The organism is Acinetobacter sp. YH12134, assembly GCF_013418555.1.
Classification (GTDB): Bacteria; Pseudomonadota; Gammaproteobacteria; order Pseudomonadales; family Moraxellaceae; genus Acinetobacter; species Acinetobacter indicus.
This window is the reverse complement of record NZ_VPBT01000002.1, coordinates 34,860-52,165: the sequence shown is the minus strand read 5'-3', so window position 1 is coordinate 52,165 and position 17,306 is coordinate 34,860. Positions and strand designations below refer to the sequence as shown.

General features: G+C 45.2%; 18 protein-coding genes and 1 pseudogene. 13 read left to right on the top strand and 6 right to left on the bottom strand.

Features of this window, described 5'->3' with window-relative positions:
* Positions 1-106 precede the first annotated feature (106 nt).
* Positions 107-1,645 carry a threonine ammonia-lyase, biosynthetic gene (gene ilvA / locus FTU69_RS01735; protein ID WP_005177685.1) on the bottom strand — a complete coding sequence of 513 codons (1,539 nt, stop codon included), beginning with the start codon at positions 1,643-1,645 and terminating at the stop codon, positions 107-109.
* A gap of 107 nt (positions 1,646-1,752) precedes the next feature.
* Here ilvA and rpiA point away from each other — a divergent pair, with 107 nt between their 5' ends.
* The 7 genes from rpiA to FTU69_RS01700 all read left to right on the top strand — a co-directional run bounded on the left by rpiA (position 1,753) and on the right by FTU69_RS01700 (position 8,466).
* A complete protein-coding gene (gene rpiA / locus FTU69_RS01730; protein WP_005177689.1) occupies positions 1,753-2,424 on the top strand; it encodes a ribose-5-phosphate isomerase RpiA in 672 nt (223 codons plus the stop codon).
* A gap of 110 nt (positions 2,425-2,534) precedes the next feature.
* On the top strand, positions 2,535-3,215 hold the full coding sequence (locus FTU69_RS01725) for a M48 family metallopeptidase (RefSeq protein WP_180087974.1): 681 nt from the start codon (positions 2,535-2,537) through the stop codon (positions 3,213-3,215).
* 183 nt (positions 3,216-3,398) lie between these two features.
* On the top strand, positions 3,399-4,454 hold the full coding sequence (gene argC, locus FTU69_RS01720; protein WP_171260938.1) for an N-acetyl-gamma-glutamyl-phosphate reductase: 1,056 nt from the start codon (positions 3,399-3,401) through the stop codon (positions 4,452-4,454).
* Between the two features lie 79 nt (positions 4,455-4,533).
* Complete coding sequence (locus FTU69_RS01715; protein ID WP_180087975.1) at positions 4,534-5,280, top strand: DUF6776 family protein; 747 nt, start codon at positions 4,534-4,536, stop codon at positions 5,278-5,280.
* Positions 5,281-5,298: 18 nt separating this feature from the next.
* The gene (clpS, locus tag FTU69_RS01710; RefSeq protein ID WP_035363010.1) at positions 5,299-5,715 is read left to right on the top strand and encodes an ATP-dependent Clp protease adapter ClpS; all 417 of its coding nucleotides are present in this window, start codon (positions 5,299-5,301) and stop codon (positions 5,713-5,715) included.
* A 9-nt stretch (positions 5,716-5,724) separates the two neighbouring features.
* A complete protein-coding gene (gene clpA / locus FTU69_RS01705; protein ID WP_180087976.1) occupies positions 5,725-8,001 on the top strand; it encodes an ATP-dependent Clp protease ATP-binding subunit ClpA in 2,277 nt (758 codons plus the stop codon).
* A 111-nt stretch (positions 8,002-8,112) separates the two neighbouring features.
* Complete coding sequence (locus tag FTU69_RS01700) at positions 8,113-8,466, top strand: YnfA family protein (protein ID WP_005177718.1); 354 nt, start codon at positions 8,113-8,115, stop codon at positions 8,464-8,466.
* 83 nt (positions 8,467-8,549) lie between these two features.
* Here FTU69_RS01700 and FTU69_RS01695 read toward each other — a convergent pair whose 3' ends face one another.
* The gene (locus tag FTU69_RS01695; RefSeq protein ID WP_180087977.1) at positions 8,550-9,023 is read right to left on the bottom strand and encodes a hypothetical protein; all 474 of its coding nucleotides are present in this window, start codon (positions 9,021-9,023) and stop codon (positions 8,550-8,552) included.
* Positions 9,024-9,381: 358 nt separating this feature from the next.
* Here FTU69_RS01695 and FTU69_RS01690 point away from each other — a divergent pair.
* Positions 9,382-10,635, top strand: a pseudogene (locus tag FTU69_RS01690) (MFS transporter).
* Between the two features lie 78 nt (positions 10,636-10,713).
* Here FTU69_RS01690 and argF read toward each other — a convergent pair.
* Both argF and FTU69_RS01680 read right to left on the bottom strand, forming a co-directional pair.
* Entirely contained in the window at positions 10,714-11,628 is a 915-nt protein-coding gene (gene argF / locus FTU69_RS01685; RefSeq protein WP_005177730.1) for an ornithine carbamoyltransferase, read from the bottom strand.
* 114 nt (positions 11,629-11,742) lie between these two features.
* Positions 11,743-12,393, bottom strand: coding sequence for a TetR/AcrR family transcriptional regulator (locus tag FTU69_RS01680; protein ID WP_075167741.1), 651 nt, complete (start codon positions 12,391-12,393; stop codon positions 11,743-11,745).
* Positions 12,394-12,619: 226 nt separating this feature from the next.
* On the opposite strand from FTU69_RS01680, the gene prpB reads away from it, so the two are divergent.
* Together prpB and prpC are read left to right on the top strand one after the other, a co-directional pair.
* A complete protein-coding gene (gene prpB, locus FTU69_RS01675) occupies positions 12,620-13,504 on the top strand; it encodes a methylisocitrate lyase (protein ID WP_180103389.1) in 885 nt (294 codons plus the stop codon).
* A 4-nt stretch (positions 13,505-13,508) separates the two neighbouring features.
* A complete protein-coding gene (gene prpC / locus FTU69_RS01670; protein WP_180087979.1) occupies positions 13,509-14,648 on the top strand; it encodes a 2-methylcitrate synthase in 1,140 nt (379 codons plus the stop codon).
* 77 nt (positions 14,649-14,725) lie between these two features.
* On the opposite strand, the gene FTU69_RS01665 is transcribed toward prpC, so the two are convergent.
* Positions 14,726-15,346 (bottom strand): aminotransferase, encoded by a 621-nt coding sequence (locus FTU69_RS01665; protein WP_127799537.1) that lies wholly within the window; start codon positions 15,344-15,346, stop codon positions 14,726-14,728.
* Positions 15,347-15,420: 74 nt separating this feature from the next.
* On the bottom strand, positions 15,421-15,903 hold the full coding sequence (locus FTU69_RS01660; protein ID WP_127799539.1) for a CinA family protein: 483 nt from the start codon (positions 15,901-15,903) through the stop codon (positions 15,421-15,423).
* Between the two features lie 209 nt (positions 15,904-16,112).
* On the opposite strand from FTU69_RS01660, the gene FTU69_RS01655 reads away from it, so the two are divergent.
* The 3 genes from FTU69_RS01655 (at position 16,113) to FTU69_RS01645 (ending at position 17,115) form a co-directional block, all read left to right on the top strand.
* Positions 16,113-16,346, top strand: a complete 234-nt coding sequence (locus FTU69_RS01655) for a hypothetical protein (protein ID WP_127799541.1) — start codon at positions 16,113-16,115, stop codon at positions 16,344-16,346.
* Positions 16,347-16,522: 176 nt separating this feature from the next.
* A complete protein-coding gene (locus FTU69_RS01650; protein WP_005177747.1) occupies positions 16,523-16,666 on the top strand; it encodes a hypothetical protein in 144 nt (47 codons plus the stop codon).
* Positions 16,667-16,782: 116 nt separating this feature from the next.
* Positions 16,783-17,115 (top strand): hypothetical protein, encoded by a 333-nt coding sequence (locus FTU69_RS01645; RefSeq protein ID WP_127799543.1) that lies wholly within the window; start codon positions 16,783-16,785, stop codon positions 17,113-17,115.
* The last annotated feature ends 191 nt before the right edge of the window (positions 17,116-17,306 follow it).

The following is a 17,306-nucleotide window of genomic DNA, read 5'->3' as shown; positions in this document are numbered from 1 at the left end:
ATAAATTTATTTTAAAGATCAGGTGGATATTTACATCATTTTTCTTGGGGTGTTTGTGTAAACCAATAAAAAACCGCCAGAAAATGGCGGTTTTTTAAACTGGATTTTATTTCAGGAAGCGCTGATAACCCAGGTTATTACTAATTTCCGCATATGGATAGCTGATACTTTCCAGGGTTTCAATCAGCCCGTCAGGGTTCTGTTTGGCATCGCTGGCCTCCAGACCAACCAGCACACGCCCTTCGGCGGCGCCGTGGTTACGGTAATGGAACAGGGTGATGTTATGGGTTGGACCTAAACGCTCCAGGAAAGTCAGCAGGGCGCCTGGACGCTCCGGAAATTCCACCCGGAACAGACGTTCATTTTCAATATCGGCATGACCGCCAATTAAATAGCGGATATGCAGTTTGGCCACTTCATCATCGGACAGATCATCAACATCATATTGCACTTTTAGGGCTTCAAAGATGTCATGACGTTCTTTTTCACCACCTTTTAAGCTAATGCCGACAAAGACCTGTGCGGCCGATGCATCACTGGCACGATAGTTAAACTCGGTAATATTACGGCCTTGCAGGGCGCGGCAGAAGTTCAGGAATGAACCTTTCTGCTCTGGAATAGTCACCGCAAAAATCGCTTCTTTACGTTCGCCCAGTTCAGTACGCTCGGCGATGTAACGCAGGCGGTCAAAGTTCATGTTCGCGCCGCAAACAATCGACACGATATTTTTACCAATCAGCTCATGCTGCTCGACATATTTTTTGATGCCAGCCAGCGCCATAGCACCTGATGGTTCTACAATGCTGCGGTTTTCATCAAAAGTATCTTTAATTGCAGCGCAGATTTCATCGGTATTTACCAGCACCACATCCGGTTCAACAATCGGGCCAGAGTTATCTGATTTTTGCAGACGAATTACATCAAAGGGTTTTTCACCAATCTGTGCCACGGCGGTCCCATCGGCAAACAGACCGACCGAAGGCAGAACAATACGTTCACCAGCTTCTAAGGCTGCTTTCAGACAGGCTGATTCATCATATTCCACTGGAATGACTTTGACATGCGGAGCGACATCACCCAAGTACGCTGCTACACCGGCAATCAGGCCACCGCCACCTACGGCAACAAAGACATAATCGACATCGCGCCATTGACGTAAAATTTCATTGGCGATGGTGCCTTGGCCGGCCATGACCAGTTCATCATCATAAGGTGGAATGAAGGTCATGCCATCATCCTGGGCACGCTGAATGGCATATTTGTTGGCCACATCAAACGAATCGCCGTGTAGTACTACTTCGCCACCTAAACGTTTTACCGCCTGTACTTTAATATCTGGCGTGGTTTTAGGCATCACGATAATGGCACGAATCCCCAGTTTTTTTCCTGAAAGAGCCACGCCTTGAGCATGGTTGCCGGCTGAAGCTGTGATCACGCCACGTTCTAACTGCGCTTTAGGTAGTTGGCTAATACGGTTATAGGCACCGCGTAGTTTGAAAGAAAAGACCGGTTGTAAATCTTCCCGCTTGAAGCGGATGTTGTTATTCAGTCGTTCACTAATTCGTGGCGCTGCTTCGAGTGGGGTTTCGATTGCAACATCGTAGACTGTTGCTTGTAAAATTTGTCGAACCAAACGAGACAGCATGTTAATCTTCCATCTAACAGTTTAAAATAGGGGTTTATTGTAACAAACCCCTGTACATTTGGGCTGTAAAATCAGCATCAAATGTCAAAAAATAGTTGAGCGAAGTCATGAGTCTGTATGCAACCCAAGATGAGAAGAAACAAGCTGCGGCAAAAGCAGCCTTAAAACATTTGCCTAAAGGCGGGATTCTGGGTGTAGGCACAGGCAGTACCGTCAATTTCCTCATCGATTTATTGCCTGAATTGCAATTGGAAGCGGCTGTAGCCAGTTCTGAAGCAACGGCAGAGCGCCTGAAAAAGCTGGGCATTGAGGTCGTGGATATGAACAGCGTGGGCGGTTTAGATGCCTATGTCGATGGTGCAGATGAAATTGACCGTCATATGCACATGATTAAAGGTGGCGGTGCGGCGTTAACCCGTGAAAAAATTGTCGCGTCGATTGCGAAAAAATTTGTTTGTATCGTCGATGATTCAAAATGGGTTGAACAGTTGGGCCGTGAATTCCCGCTACCGGTTGAAGTAATTCCAATGGCACGTTCTGCCGTGGCACGCAAGCTGGTCGCACTTGGGGGTGATCCGGCGTACCGTGAAGGTGTGGTAACCGATAACGGCAATGTGATTTTAGATGTTTATAACCTGAACATCCTGAACGCACTGGAACTGGAAAAAACCATCAATGACATTCCGGGTGTGGTGTGTAACGGTATTTTTGCTTTAAACAAAGCTGATATTGCCATTGTTGCAACCAATAACGGTATTGAAGAGCGTACAGCAATTTAAACTTAACACCTTTAAGAGTTAATCTCCCCAAACCCCTCTTTAAAAAAGAGGGGCTTTTCTCCCTCCTTTATTAAAGGAGGGTCGGGGAGGACTCTCTAAAAAGAACAATAATGACATTATCCGACCTTCCTGAAATTCAAATCACCCGTAATGTTCGTGCGACGCGACTGCGTTTACGTGTCGATGGTCAGCAGATTAAAGTCACGGCGCCTGTTTTTTGTAGCAATCGTCAAATCCAGAAATTTATTGCCGATGCCGAAAGCTGGCTGTTAAAAACCTGGCAAGCGCAACAGGCCCAGTTGCAGCGGGTTGATCAGAGCCTGCCTGCTGAATTACAACTGTTTAATCTCAATACGCCTATTCAGATTAGTTATCAGAGCCAGAAACAGAATTTTATCTGGGATGAATCTGCTTTACAGCTGTGGATTAGTGATCGTCATTCTGAAGCTTATTTAAAAACTTTTATTATTGCCTATGCCAAGCAGCATTTGCCGCTGTATTTAGAACAGTTAAGTCTGGATACCGGGCTGAACTTTAACGGCTGTAATATCCGCCAGCCGAAAACCCGTTGGGGTAGTTGCTCGGCCCGCCACGATATTATGCTGAATAGTGCGCTGGTATTAATGCCAGAAGCGATTTGTCGTTATGTCTGTGTGCATGAGTTGGCGCATACCCGCCATTTTGATCATAGCCCACGCTTCTGGGCAGAGGTGGCGCGGCATGATCCTGAGTTTCAGGCGCATCGACAATTTTTAAAACGCTTTCAGTTGCCGTATTGGTGGTTGGGGTGAGGGTGCCGGATCATCCTTGTTGAACTCACCCATTCCTCGTTCATTTTCTTGAAAAATCAGTACTCTGATCGATCCAATAGATACATAAGACAAAAAACCATCAATACCGAGTAAAAAGGTTTAGAAAGCACAAACTTCCTGTCATACTACTGCTTTATTGAACATAGCACACTTGATTGAGGTATGAACGTGATTTCAGTAGGTATTGTCGGCGGTACAGGTTATACAGGCGTTGAACTTTTACGTCTTTTACTACGACATCCAGAGGTACAGGTCACTGTATTAACCTCACGTACTGAAGCTGGTCGCCGTGTCGATGATATGTTCCCAAGTCTGCGTGGTCATACCGATTTATGCTATTCAGATTTAAATATTGAAGATTTAAAACAGTGTGATGTGGTGTTCTTTGCTACGCCGCACGGTGTTGCCATGAAACACGCGGCCGATCTGGTTGCGGCCAATACCAAAGTCATTGATCTGGCGGCAGATTTCCGTTTACAGGATTTGGCCCAATTCGAAAAATGGTACGGCATGGAACATGCGTGTCCGGACATTCTTAAAGATTCAGTCTATGGTTTATCTGAACTGAACCGTGAGCAGATTAAAACAGCACAGGTGATTGGCAACCCGGGCTGTTATCCAACTACCGTGCAATTAGGTTTGGCGCCATTATTAAAATCTGCTGAAACCTTGATTAAACCTAAAAGCATTATTATTGATGCCAAATCAGGCGTATCTGGTGCCGGCCGTAAAGCCAGCCTGGGCATGATTTACTCTGAAAATGCCGATAACTTCAAGGCTTATGGCGTGGCAGGTCACCGTCATCATCCGGAAATTGTGGAAGCATTGGAAAATATTTCTGGTCAAAAAGATGTGTTTAACCACATTGTGTTTGTACCGCATTTAGTGCCGATGATTCGTGGCATGCTCAGCACCATGTATATTGACCTGACCGATGCAGGGGATGCGACAGATGTACAGGCGCTATATGAACAGTTTTATGCGCAAGAGCAGTTTGTAGATGTAATGCCAGCAGGCAGCTCACCTGAAACGCGTTCAGTACGCGGCGCGAACCAGTTACGTATTGCGCTGTACAAGCCGCAACCGAAGAAACTGGTGGTGCTGGTGGCACAGGACAATCTGGTGAAAGGGGCAGCCGGTCAGGCGGTACAAAACATGAACCTGATGTTTGGCTTTGCAGAGCAGGCTGGCCTCGAGGTGATTGGTCTATTACCATAAGAAACGCTTTTCGACTTCACACACATTTAGATTTCGATTTAAATGTGTGGTTTGAATGCAATCAAAACAAGAGATGACGATGCAGAATACGGATACCAATACCACGTCACAACCGACGCCACCGAAAAAACCTTTTATGCAAAGCAGTTTACCTCTCGTACTCGGTGCAGCTGTATTAATGTTAGGCAGCGGCTTTTTGGGCTATTCGGTGGGGCATCGTCAGGGTTTGACTGTGGTCGGTTATGATGCCGATGCAGAGCAGCTGGTTGAAGTCGTACAGGAGCAGAAAGTTCGTCTGGAAAGCCTGAATAAAACCCTGAATGCAGCGGTTCAGGAGCGTGATGTAGCGGTCAGCAATGCCAATGACCTGTATGCGGCCCTGAATCAGGCACGTAATGATAAAATCCAGGCCGATGGCATGGGCAATTTATACCGTGAAGTGCTGCGTGATCGGGGTGGTTTAAGTTTGACCATCCAGAATATTGGGATTAAACCTTTACCCGATAATGCCTATGAATATCAGCTCGATCTGGTGCAGATCAGCCCGAATAAGCGCCGTGCTTCAGGCAATGTTGAACTGCGTCTGATTCAGGGCACCGAGGTGCTGGTGGTGCCCATGGAAGACAATAATTTCAATTTTGATAATTATGAGCGCCTGACCGGCCGCTGGACCATGCCAAAAGGCTTTAGTCCGCAATTTATTGAAGTGCGTTTAACTGGTAGTACCCCTGTGACCAAACGATTCAGCTGGGCACGTGGAAAAGCCACGGAAGCGCCTTCTGCCTTTATCTCTGAAATACCGCAAGCAGAAGCCACTGCGCAATAACTGTGAAATAAATCTCTTATGCGAAGTAACAAACGACCAATTTGTTTAAACGAAATCAAACAGTCTTTTCAGCAGTCCGGCATGGTGGACTGGCATTTTAATCCGCGTTTAAGTACGGATGAGCCGAATGAGCATGAGGACGGAGACATTGCTGTACAGACGGCGCCGCCTGAATTAAAGCGTCCACCGTTATACGCTGTCGTTTTATTGAACGATGACTATACCCCAATGGACTTTGTAATTGAAATTTTACAACAATACTTTGCAATGAATCTTGACCAAGCGACTCAAGTAATGCTAACTGTACATTACGAAGGAAAAGGTATTGCAGGGGTTTATCCGCGAGACATCGCAGAGACCAAAGCAAACCAAGTCAATAATTACGCTCGATCTCAAGGTCATCCATTACTTTGTCAGATTGAGCCTAAAAACTAAGGGGGTTACATGCTCAGTCGTCAATTAGAAGTATCATTACGTTTGGCTGTTAGCATGGCTCGTCAAAAGAGACATGAGTTTCTGACGGTAGAACATTTATTATTGGCTTTGCTCGACAATGATTCTGCAGTAAATGCGCTAAAAGCATGCGGGGCAGATATTATTGTGCTGCGCAAAGAACTTGAAGAATATGTAGAACAGCATACCCCTAAACTCGGTGAAAACAGCGATCAGGCGCCGCATCCAACGGAAAGCTTTGACCGTATTTTGCAACGAGCAATTTTCCATGTGCAATCCAGTGGTGGTGATCGCACAGTCGAAGGCGCAGATATTCTGGTTGCGATGTATTCGGAACGGGATTCTTTTGCCGTATATCTATTAAAACGCCATCAAATTAACCGTTTAACCTTAACCCAGTATCTTTCTCACGGTACGCGCAAAGAAGAATCGCAAGCCGAAGAAGAAATTGAAGATCTCGATGGGGAAAGCTCTACTTCGGCCAATAGCGGTCCGCTGGAGCTGTATACCACCAACCTTAACAATGAAGCGGTGAAGGGCAAAACTGACCCACTGATTGGCCGTGAAAAAGAAATTGAACGCGCTGCGCAAATCTTATGTCGCCGTCGTAAAAACAACCCGTTGCTGGTCGGTGATCCGGGGGTTGGTAAAACCTCAATTGCCGAAGGTCTGGCCTGGTTAATCGTGAATGGTAAAGCGCCAAAACCACTGCTCAATTCAGAAATTTACAGTCTGGATATTGGTGCCTTGGTGGCCGGAACCAAATACCGCGGTGATTTTGAAAAACGCCTGAAACAGCTGTTAAATGCGTTAAAGAAAAAGCCGGAAGCGATTTTATTTATTGATGAAATCCACATGATTATTGGTGCCGGTTCCAGCATGGGCAGCACCATGGATGCCTCGAACCTGATTAAACCGGCGCTAGCCAATGGCACTTTGCGTTGTATCGGTTCGACCACGTTCCAGGAATATCGTCAGGTCTTTGAGAAAGATCATGCCTTGTCGCGTCGTTTCCAGAAAATTGATGTCAATGAGCCATCAATTCCTGAAACCATTGATATTTTACGTGGCTTGAAATCGAAATTTGAAGATTTCCACCATGTGCAATATGACGATAAAGCACTGGTTTCTGCGGTTGAGTTGTCATCTAAATACATCAATGACCGTTTCTTGCCAGATAAGGCCATTGACGTGATTGATGAAGCCGGTGCACAGCGCCGTCTGAAAGATGAACAGGAAGATCGCCTGATTACCGTGGAAAATATCGAGGATATTGTGGCGAAAATTGCCCGTATTCCACCGAAAACGGTGTCTAAAGATGACAAGACCGTGCTTGAGCATCTGGAACGTGATCTGAAACGTGTGGTGTTCGGTCAGGATGAAGCGATTGAAGCGTTAGCATCTGCCATCAAACTATCACGCGCCGGTTTGAAATCGCCAGATAAGCCTGTTGGTAGCTTTGTATTTGCCGGCCCGACCGGGGTGGGTAAAACTGAAGTCACCAAGCAGCTGGCCAAATTGCTGGGTGTCGACCTGGTCCGCTTCGATATGTCGGAGTACATGGAACGCCACGCGGTGTCCCGTTTAATTGGTGCGCCGCCGGGCTATGTCGGTTTTGATCAGGGTGGTTTGCTTACCGATGCGATTCATAAAAATCCGCATTGTGTGCTGCTACTCGACGAAATTGAAAAAGCCCATCCGGATGTGTTTAACCTGTTGCTGCAAATTATGGATCATGGCTCATTGACCGATAATAACGGACGTAAGTCAGACTTCCGTAATGTGGTGCTGGTACTGACCACCAATATTGGTGCAGAAAGTATTTCTCGTGTCAGCATTGGCTTTATGGAACAGGACAATAGCAATGACAACCAGGAAGCAATGAAAAAGGCCTTCTCGCCTGAATTCCGTAACCGTCTGGACAGCGTGATTCAGTTTAAAGCCTTGCCGACCAGCGTGATTGAAAGCGTGGTCGACAAGTTCCTGACTGAACTGCAAGCCCAGCTGGATGAGAAAAAAGTCATTCTTGAAGTAGATCAGGATGCACGTGAATGGATGGCTGAACATGGCTATGACCGTTTAATGGGTGCACGTCCAATGCAGCGCTTAATTCAGGAACACCTGAAGAAACCACTGGCAGAGATGATCCTGTTTGGTGAGCTGGCGGAACATGGCGGCAATGTAGCTGTATCGGTCAAGAAAGAAAACGGTAAAGCCACCGGTTTGAAACTTGAAGTATTTGAAGATCAAACCGCTGAACCGGCTTAATCCTGTACTTGAATATAAAAGCCCGTGTACGCACGGGCTTTTGTTTGCTTAAGGCTTACCTTTTTTGCCTTTCTATTGGAAAGCTGCGCGTCACTTGTATTGTGAGTTTTTATGGATTTTTCTATCACTAAAATTCTGACCACTGTTTGTCTGTTCTTGGTGACGGCGGTGGCGGAAATTTTGGGCTGTTACTTTCCTTATTTAATTTTGAATCAGGGGAAATCACATTGGCTCTGGTTGCCTACGGTATTGGCTCTAGCGGTATTTGTCTGGCTGTTAACCTTGCATCCGGCAGCATCAGGGCGAATTTACGCCGCTTATGGTGGAATTTACATTTTTACCGCGCTGATGTGGCTGAAATTTGTCGATCAAGTCAGTTTAAGTCGTTGGGATCTGCTGGGTGGTCTGGTGGTGATGTGCGGCGCGCTGATTATTATTTTGCAGCCACAAGGACTGGTGCGTTAATTTTTCTATTGTTATTGTGGGCTGAAAATGGGAATTTACTGCGGCAGGATTTACTACCGCAGTTAGTGATTAATCGGGTTGGTTTAGAATTGACATTCCGAATTTTTTAGCTGTAACTGATACTGCTGCTGCGCCGAGCTTAACTGCAGCTCAATCCGGTAGGGATTGACGCGTTGGAACTGATGCTCAAAAATCATCTCGCAATTCTGCAGTAAATTCTTTTTCATGATTTTTTTCACTTCGCTATGGCCAACATCCTGAGCAAACTGCTCGAAATCCGGGCTGCTAATCAAACCTTTCACTTCAACTCGGTCTGCAAATAGCTGCATCTGTTCAATAATCGTATCCTGATCGACCTGATACGGCAGGGTGCGTGAATCTTCCACACTAATAATATTCAGAATTTCATTAAGTCCGGTCGTATTCTTGATTTTGTACTCGGCATCAATGATCTGTTTTTGTTGCAGATACTGGTCCAGTTCACTGGCATGGCTGGTGAATGAAAGGGCACTGAGTCCGAGGGCTAAAACTGTCGACAAATAGATTTTATTGTTCATTCGAGTCACACATTATGAGCTGTATTCTAGACATTTATATCAACATGAATAGGGCGGATAAGCAACCATCCGATCTGGCTTTATCTCTATAAATTTAAGAAATATATAATCTATTTATCTATAAATTATTGTGTTTAAAGACTTTTTAACTAAAAAATTGATCAAAAATTACATTTTATTTTTTGTGTGAAGTTTCCATTAAAAGTTATATTGGCAACGTGCTTATGCTGTATCTAAGCAAAAATATCTCCTTATGTGGCAAGAGCTTATCGCCTCTACATGAGAAATTTCAATAAATTAAAAATGAGGAAGATAAACCTTGAGCCAAGCTTAAACCAAACAGGAAAAAGCCAGTCGAATTAAGGGAATTATCGGGGCGGCCTCGGGCAACCTCGTCGAATGGTTCGATTTCTATATCTATGCTGTATTTGCGGTTTACTTTACCCAAGCGCTGACTGCACCGAACATGGATAGTTCTACCTAGGCCATTTATGTCTGGGGGGTATTTGCGGCAAGCTTCTTTATGCGTCCGATTGGCAGCTGGCTGTTTGGACGTATTGCCGATAAACATGGCCGTAAAAAGTCCATGGTGATTTCCATCTGCCTGATGGCCTTCAGTTCCTTTCTGTTTGCTGCATTGCCGACTTATGAGCAAGTCGGGATGGCGGCACCGTTCCTGCTGTTGCTGGTGCGTTTGTTACAAGGCTTGTCGGTTGGCGGGGAATATGGTGCGGTTGCCACCTATATGAGTGAGCTGGGTTTAAAAGGTCAGCGCGGCTTTTTTGCCTCGTTCTAATATGTGACTTTAACCGGCGGACAGTTACTGGCCAGCTTGCTGGGTGTAATTTTCCTGAGTTTTATGACCGAGCAGCAGTTACAGGATGGCGGCTGGCGTATTCCGTTTGTGATTGGTGGTCTGGCTGCCATTGCCTCACTGCTGGCACGAAGCCGTCTGGAAGAAACGTTGTCACATGAAGACAGCGATAAAGAAGAGTCGGGCAGCTTAAAAGAGCTGTTTAAAAATCACTGGAAAACTTTCTTGCTGGTGGTGGGCTATACCTCGGCGGGTTCACTTAGTTTCTATGTGATTACGGTTTATTCCAAAACCTATCTGACCAATATCGGCATTGATTCGCAGACGGTCGGGCTAATCATGACGGGCTGTATTTTTATTCTGATGGTGGCGCAGCCATTCTTCGGGATTTTATCAGACAGGATTGGTCGCAGAAATTCGATGCTGCTGTTTAGTGGTCTGATGGCGATTGCCATTTATCCTGTTATGGCAATCGGGATGCGTGCCTTTAGTGATTCACCCATGATGGTGGCCTTGCTGTTGATTTTCCTGATGATGCTGTTAAGTCTGTATACCTCGATCAGTGGAATTGTAAAAGCGGAAATGTTCCCGCCGCATGTGCGTGCACTCGGTGTTGGTTTCTCTTATGCGGTTGGTAATGGAGTATTTGGCGGCTCAGCCCCTTCAGTGGCTTTACAGTTTAAATCAGCCGGTATTGAAAACAGTTTCTTTATCTATGTGATTGTGATGCTGGTGATCTGTTTCTTCTATAGTCTGCAAATTCCTCGTGAAGCGCGCTATTTAAAAGATGATCATTAATCCGGATTTCATGACTTGATCAAAACGAAAAAAGCACCGGGAATGAACGGTGCTTTTTTATCTTGATGCGGTTAGCAATTATTTTAAATGCTCGTTGATCAGGAATTCCATTAGGGCTTTTTGTGCGTGTAGACGGTTTTCCGCTTCATCCCAAACCACAGAATTTTTATGATCCAGCATATTTTCTGAAATTTCTTCACCGCGGTGTGCAGGCAGGCAGTGCATGAACAGACAATCTGGATGCGCTAGATCCATGAGGCGTTCATTAACCTGATAGTTGGCAAATGCCTGTTCACGGATTTTCTGTTCTTCTTCTTGACCCATGCTGGCCCACACGTCGGTCACGATTAAATCGGCATTGACTGCGGCATCTTCAGCAGAATCGACCAGTTCAACACAGTGAGCAAATTCAGACAGGAATTTTTCTTGTGGCTCATAACCTTTAGGTGCGGCTACTTTCAGCTTGAAGCCCCACATGTGTGCCGCTTCAATATACGAGTTACACATGTTGTTGCCATCACCAATCCAGGCCACGGTTTTGCCTTCGATTGGACCGCGATGCTCAAGGAAGGTTTGCATATCGGCCAGTAATTGACATGGATGATGATCGTCAGTTAAGGCATTAATCACCGGCACTTTGGAATAAGAAGCAAAACGCTCCACAATGTCATGTCCAAAGGTGCGAATCATGACAATATCCAGCATGCTTGAAATCACGCGTGCTGAATCTTCAATAGGCTCACCACGACCTAACTGGGTGTCGCGTGGAGATAAGAAAATTGCGCTACCACCAAACTGATTCATACCAGCTTCAAACGATACACGGGTACGGGTACTCGACTTCTCAAAAATCATGCCCAAAACTTTACCAATAAAAGGTTGGAAAACTTCATGCTGATGCTGCTTGCGTTTAAGTTCAATTGCGCGTTGCAAAATCTGGTTAAGTTCTAAAGTCGACAGGTCGCGTAAAGTGAGAAAGTGACGTAGAGCCATTCGTTACTCCACAATAATTGCTGAAATTGAAATCAAAACAACAATTAGTTGTTGGTTGGTTAAATAAAACAGGGAATCGGCTAATATACTATATTGAATCGAAATTGCAAAAAACTAGACGATTTGGTGACCTTGCAGAAAGTGATCGACACAGTAATGAATATAGTCATCTGTGGTTTGCGGGTCATCCTGAACAGGCAAGCCCATTAAAATCCGCCATTCCAGATTACGCAGAATGCCAAAGAACAGCTGCGCTGAATAAAGTGAATTCTCACAGCGAATCAGACCCTGGGCGGCGGCATGATCCAGCGCATGTGCAATGGAAGTTTGCAAATGCTTGGGGCCTTGTTCATAGATATAACGCGCCAGTTCCACATTGTGCTGGGTGCGCTCCAAAATTAACCTTAAAAAGGCAGAATTGGCCGGCACACTTAAATGGCTTTTAAAATTATCTAGTGTATGAATTAAATAAGCCCGTAAATCACCCTCAAAAGATTCAAAGGGTAAGCAAATGTCTTTAAAGAACTTTTCCGCACGATAATCACAAATGGCGGTAAACAGGCCTTCTTTATTGCCAAAATATTTATAGATAAAGGCCTTGGAACCACCGGCATGATGCACGATATCATCCAGCGAGACAGCATCGTAGCCATGTTCCAGAAACAGGTCATTGGCGCTCAATAATAAAGCCAGACAGCGTTCATGCCCACGCTTGGTCGGAGGGACATCTTTGCTAAAGGGTTCTAACTGAGCCAAATCATGCATAATCAGGGAGCAGGCCGCCAATTGGTAAGGAATAAATATAATTGTAGCAAATATATGACCGCTTGGCATGGAATAGCGTAGACGGAAATGTATTGACTTTTTTCTTACAGATTTACTTGAATATTTGACTAAAGTTTTAGGGACTTTATTCTAATTGGTCATGGTTTAGGCAAAGATTCTGAGTATACTCAAGCCTCAATAATTAGAAACTACTGTGGAAAGGACGATGACAGAACAAACATCTGCAGGCTTAAGATTCAGACAGGCGCTGGACACGGAAAAGCCCTTACAAATTATCGGTACAGTCAATGCCTATGCAGCCATGATGGCAAAACAGGTCGGCTATAAAGCCATTTATGTATCGGGTGCAGGTGTCGCCAATTATTCCTACGGTTTGCCGGATTTGGGCATGACCAGCCTCGATAATGTCCTGGAAGATGTACGCCGTATTACAGAACGTGTCGATACACCTGTGCTGGTGGATATTGATACCGGCTGGGGCGGTGCATTTAATATTGGCCGTACCATCAAGCAAATGATTGCAGCAGGTGCTGCTGCGGTGCATATTGAAGATCAGGTCGCGCAAAAACGCTGTGGCCATCGCCCGAACAAGGAAATTGTGACCCAGCAGGAAATGGTCGATCGTATTAAAGCGGCGGTCGATGCCAAGACCGATTCCAACTTTGTGGTGATGGCGCGTACCGATGCCTTGCAAAAAGAAGGTTTACAGGCGGTGATTGACCGGGCCTGTGCCTGTGTTGAGGCGGGTGCAGATGCAATTTTTGCAGAAGCCATGACTGACATTACCATGTACAAAACTGTTTGTGATGCAGTCGGTGTACCGGTACTGGCGAATATTACCGAATTTGGTGATACACCGTATTACACCACTGATGAACTGGCTGAGCAGGGCGTGCGTATGGTGTTATATCCATTGTCGGCAACACGTGCAATGCAAAAATCAGCACTGGAAGTGATGCAGTCGATTCGTGAGCATGGCACACAAACCCATGTGCTGGATAAAATGCAGCAACGCAAAGAATTATATGAATTTTTAGATTACCACACCTTTGAAAACACATTAGATAAACTGTTCAAGCAGGAGAATTAAAACAATGGCTGAAGGAAAAGTACTGACTGGCGCTGGATTGCGCGGACAAGTCGCAGGGAAAACCGCATTATCGACGGTTGGAAAAAGCGGTGCGGGTCTGACCTATCGTGGTTATGACGTGCAGGATCTGGCGGAAAACTGCCAGTTTGAAGAAGTCGCTTATCTGATCTTCTTTGGTGAATTACCTACCAGCGAACAACTAACCAGCTATAAAGCCAAGCTGAAATCTTTACGTCAGTTACCAGATGCACTAAAAGAAGTGCTGGAGCGTATTCCGGCCGATTCACATCCCATGGATGTGATGCGTACTGGCGTGTCGATGCTTGGCAATCTGGAAACCGAACAGTCGTTTGATGTACAGCAAGATGTTGCCGACCGTATTTTGGCCGCTTTACCGGGCATTATCTGTTACTGGTACCGTTTTAGCCATGACGGCGTACGTGTTGATGAAAATACCGATGATGATTCAATTGGCGCGCAATTCCTGCATCTGTTACATGGTGAAAAACCAAATGAACTGCATGAACAGGTGATGAACGTGTCGTTAATTCTGTATGCAGAGCATGAGTTTAACGCATCCACCTTTACGGCGCGCGTGTGTGCATCAACCTTGTCTGATATGCATTCATGTATTACCGGCGCGATTGGTTCACTGCGTGGTCCACTGCACGGCGGTGCCAATGAAGCGGCTATGGAAATGATTGAAAACTGGACCTCTCCAGAAGAAGCTGAGCGTGAAATGCTGGGCATGCTGGAGCGTAAAGAGAAAATCATGGGCTTTGGTCATGCTATTTATAAGGACAATGACCCGCGTAATGGCATTATTAAAGTCTGGTCAGAGCGTCTGGCCAAAGATGTAGGTGATACCGTACTTTATCCAGTATCGGTCCGCTGTGAAGAAGTGATGTGGCGCGAGAAAAAACTGTTCTGTAACGCAGACTTCTTCCATGCTTCGGCTTATCACTTTATGGGTATTCCGACCAAGCTGTTCACGCCAATCTTTGTGATGTCGCGTGTGACCGGCTGGGCGGCGCATGTGATGGAACAGCGTGCAGATAACCGTATTATCCGTCCAAGTGCGGATTATACCGGTCCAGAACTGCGTAAAGTGGTGCCAATTGCAGAGCGTACCTCGGCGGCTTAATCTGCCGTGTCATTGAATAAAGCCTCATTTGAGGCTTTATTTTTTGTTGCTATATTTTTTCCGCTATATTTTTGCTGTTATTGAGAATTGCTGAGCAGAACCGGATCTTCAATCGGATAGCCCATTTCAAACGGAATGCCTAAATATTTCACAGTCACCAGCATTTTGGACTGCTGCGGGATGTTATAGGCCTGGTGAATGTTCAAGCCTTGCTTGTAACTGGTGGATTGCTGGACGGTACTGCGGAAGTTCCCTGCATCAACGCGATAGCAATATTGCCACTGTGGTACCGGTTCCGTACCATTAATCCAGTCGGCACTACGTTTGCTACTGTGCAAAACCTTAATTTGCGCCTGTTGCGTTCTAACCTTGGTCAAGGGTTTTAGGCGGTTTTTAATTTTGGCCAACTCGGCATTAAAACGGGTAGGCGGCTGGTCATAGTCAATCTTTTTGGTCTTGGGATTAATATACAGCGAATTGACCTGAACCAGCTGATTCGGCTGTTTCGATTTAAAGTTGTAATAATACAGCTGCGGTAAACGGCCACGACCATCTTCATAATGGCGCAGCAGATAGACTTTTTGATCTTTCTGGTCATAGCCCAGCACTTCAATCCTTTGCTGGCCGCCGACGGTGGCAAAACTGATGATGGGCAGACAGGCTAAAGCAGAAAATAATAATGGTTGAACCAGTTTCATACTTCGACTCCACATTACAGGATATGGTTTTACTTTAAGCCAAAATCATGGAGAAAAGATGAGAAACAGTGTATCTAGGCGGGTGAAGATAAAATAAGCGCCAATACTTCCTGTGCTACCAATTGGGTCAGCTGATCCAGCCGTTCAATCGGGCTGCCATCCAGCAGATAATGAAAATTATGCAATTGCTGCTGATAGTGAATGGCAATATAAAAAGTGCCTTCAGGTTTCTCTGCGCAGGCGCTGCCACCGGGTTTTAGCAAACCGGTACAGGCCACCACAATATTGGCCTGTTTAAACAGAGCCTGGCCATGCAAGGCCATCTGCGTGGTAATTTCCGCAGATTCCGCCGTGTAATGCGCAATCAGTGCCGGATCAATCTGTAACAGGTTGGCTTTAATGCTCGGGTCATAGCTGACCAGCGCCCCGAGTAAAATATCTGCGCCGCTATTCTTATAAATTGAAAACTGGCTGCATAAATAGCCTGAACTGGCACTTTCAATAAAGGCAATGGTCAGTTGCTGTTGTTCCAGCGCATCACAGCAGCGTTTCAGCATGATGAATCTCCATTTCTTCTTCTTTTCCAAGCGATTTTAAGCGAGATCGGCCTCAATCTTGTTGCGGATTCAGGCATTTAGCGCTAAAGATCGCGCGTTCCGGTTTCAATTGTATAGCAGTTAGGCGAAACTCGAAATTATCGGTTTATTCTGCTGCAAAAGAATGGTAAAACTAAAAATAAAGTGCTTAGTGAAAGTAGGTTAATACAATGAAAACGATTGTGAAATATATGGTCTTAAAAGACCTCGACTATCAGTTAGGAACCTTACTTTTCCAGGAGGAATTACAGGCCGATGCTTTATATTTTGACCAGATTCCTGCAGTAATTTCTTATCAGAACCATCAGTTTAAAGTGATTAGTAAAGAACTGAAACGCGTCCAGAACGCAGCAGAGCCAGAAAACCTGCAACGTATTATTGTCAAAGTCGTGACTGTGGCATAATACGGAAAGTCGCCTGCGGGCGGCTTTTTTATACGCCTTATTTTTAAAAACTGTTGCAATAACAAAGCCTGAATTAACAATAAAGCTGAAATATTGACCAAAGCCATACAGCGCGGCTGTCTTAAATCATGAACAATAAAAACAGTTCAACACAACAATAAAGACAGGAGTCGATGATGGCTAAACCAGAAAAAACCTCGAATGAAAAGACCCAGCAACAGCAACCTCAACCCAAGACCGATTCACAAGTGATTCCAAATAAAAAGAATCCGCATCCACAACATCCAAGAGATAAACAGGATACCGCCGTACAGCGCTAAGTCTGGGGGATGTTTATCCATCAGCTCCTTTTCTCATAGTTAAATCAAACGTGTTGCAGGGCAGGAAGCATCAGTATAGCGCAGAGCTCGCAGCAGTTTGATCAAGGAGATGCAAGATGAAGATCGGTTTATTATTTGGCATGTTTGCCAGTTGTACGCTGATGGCATGTCAAAGCGTACCTTCTATACCAGCACAACAGGTAGATGTAACCAAGTCCTTAGGTTTAAAGCAGTGTGAGGGGGATGATCCCAAAGTGCGTTTACAGCAGCTGAAAGAGCAACTGCAGCAGGCCGGGATAGAAGTTTATAATGAAGCACTCGGGCATGATGGTCTGGTACATATTACCGTATGTGGTGCCAGTACCGGCCAGACTGCCATCTTTACCATTTCGGCAACACAACTGGGTGCGGCGCAAGGCTTGGGTTATCAGCTAACGCCAGCACCTTAGTCAATAAAATGTGACAAGTAACGTTTTGAAATTACTTTGAAAAATATGACTTATCGTTTAAAAAAAATAAAAAATGGAAGCTTTTGCCAATGCTGGAAATCCAGGAAAATAGGACAATTTTAATCAGGAAATATGCGCTGTAAGTTCTTATTTTCTCTTGACTTTCCTCTTTATGAGTTTGGGTCCATACA

Bases quoted from the DNA above. Each gene is read 5' to 3' on its own strand.
- ilvA (WP_005177685.1), bottom strand. From the start codon at position 1,645: ATGCTGTCTCGTTTGGTTCGACAAATTTTACAAGCAACAGTCTACGAT.
- rpiA (WP_005177689.1), top strand. From the start codon at position 1,753: ATGAGTCTGTATGCAACCCAAGATGAGAAGAAACAAGCTGCGGCAAAA.
- FTU69_RS01725 (WP_180087974.1), top strand. From the start codon at position 2,535: ATGACATTATCCGACCTTCCTGAAATTCAAATCACCCGTAATGTTCGT.
- argC (WP_171260938.1), top strand. From the start codon at position 3,399: ATGAACGTGATTTCAGTAGGTATTGTCGGCGGTACAGGTTATACAGGC.
- FTU69_RS01715 (WP_180087975.1), top strand. From the start codon at position 4,534: ATGCAGAATACGGATACCAATACCACGTCACAACCGACGCCACCGAAA.
- clpS (WP_035363010.1), top strand. From the start codon at position 5,299: ATGCGAAGTAACAAACGACCAATTTGTTTAAACGAAATCAAACAGTCT.
- clpA (WP_180087976.1), top strand. From the start codon at position 5,725: ATGCTCAGTCGTCAATTAGAAGTATCATTACGTTTGGCTGTTAGCATG.
- FTU69_RS01700 (WP_005177718.1), top strand. From the start codon at position 8,113: ATGGATTTTTCTATCACTAAAATTCTGACCACTGTTTGTCTGTTCTTG.
- FTU69_RS01695 (WP_180087977.1), bottom strand. From the start codon at position 9,023: ATGAACAATAAAATCTATTTGTCGACAGTTTTAGCCCTCGGACTCAGT.
- argF (WP_005177730.1), bottom strand. From the start codon at position 11,628: ATGGCTCTACGTCACTTTCTCACTTTACGCGACCTGTCGACTTTAGAA.
- FTU69_RS01680 (WP_075167741.1), bottom strand. From the start codon at position 12,393: ATGCATGATTTGGCTCAGTTAGAACCCTTTAGCAAAGATGTCCCTCCG.
- prpB (WP_180103389.1), top strand. From the start codon at position 12,620: ATGACAGAACAAACATCTGCAGGCTTAAGATTCAGACAGGCGCTGGAC.
- prpC (WP_180087979.1), top strand. From the start codon at position 13,509: ATGGCTGAAGGAAAAGTACTGACTGGCGCTGGATTGCGCGGACAAGTC.
- FTU69_RS01665 (WP_127799537.1), bottom strand. From the start codon at position 15,346: ATGAAACTGGTTCAACCATTATTATTTTCTGCTTTAGCCTGTCTGCCC.
- FTU69_RS01660 (WP_127799539.1), bottom strand. From the start codon at position 15,903: ATGCTGAAACGCTGCTGTGATGCGCTGGAACAACAGCAACTGACCATT.
- FTU69_RS01655 (WP_127799541.1), top strand. From the start codon at position 16,113: ATGAAAACGATTGTGAAATATATGGTCTTAAAAGACCTCGACTATCAG.
- FTU69_RS01650 (WP_005177747.1), top strand. From the start codon at position 16,523: ATGGCTAAACCAGAAAAAACCTCGAATGAAAAGACCCAGCAACAGCAA.
- FTU69_RS01645 (WP_127799543.1), top strand. From the start codon at position 16,783: ATGAAGATCGGTTTATTATTTGGCATGTTTGCCAGTTGTACGCTGATG.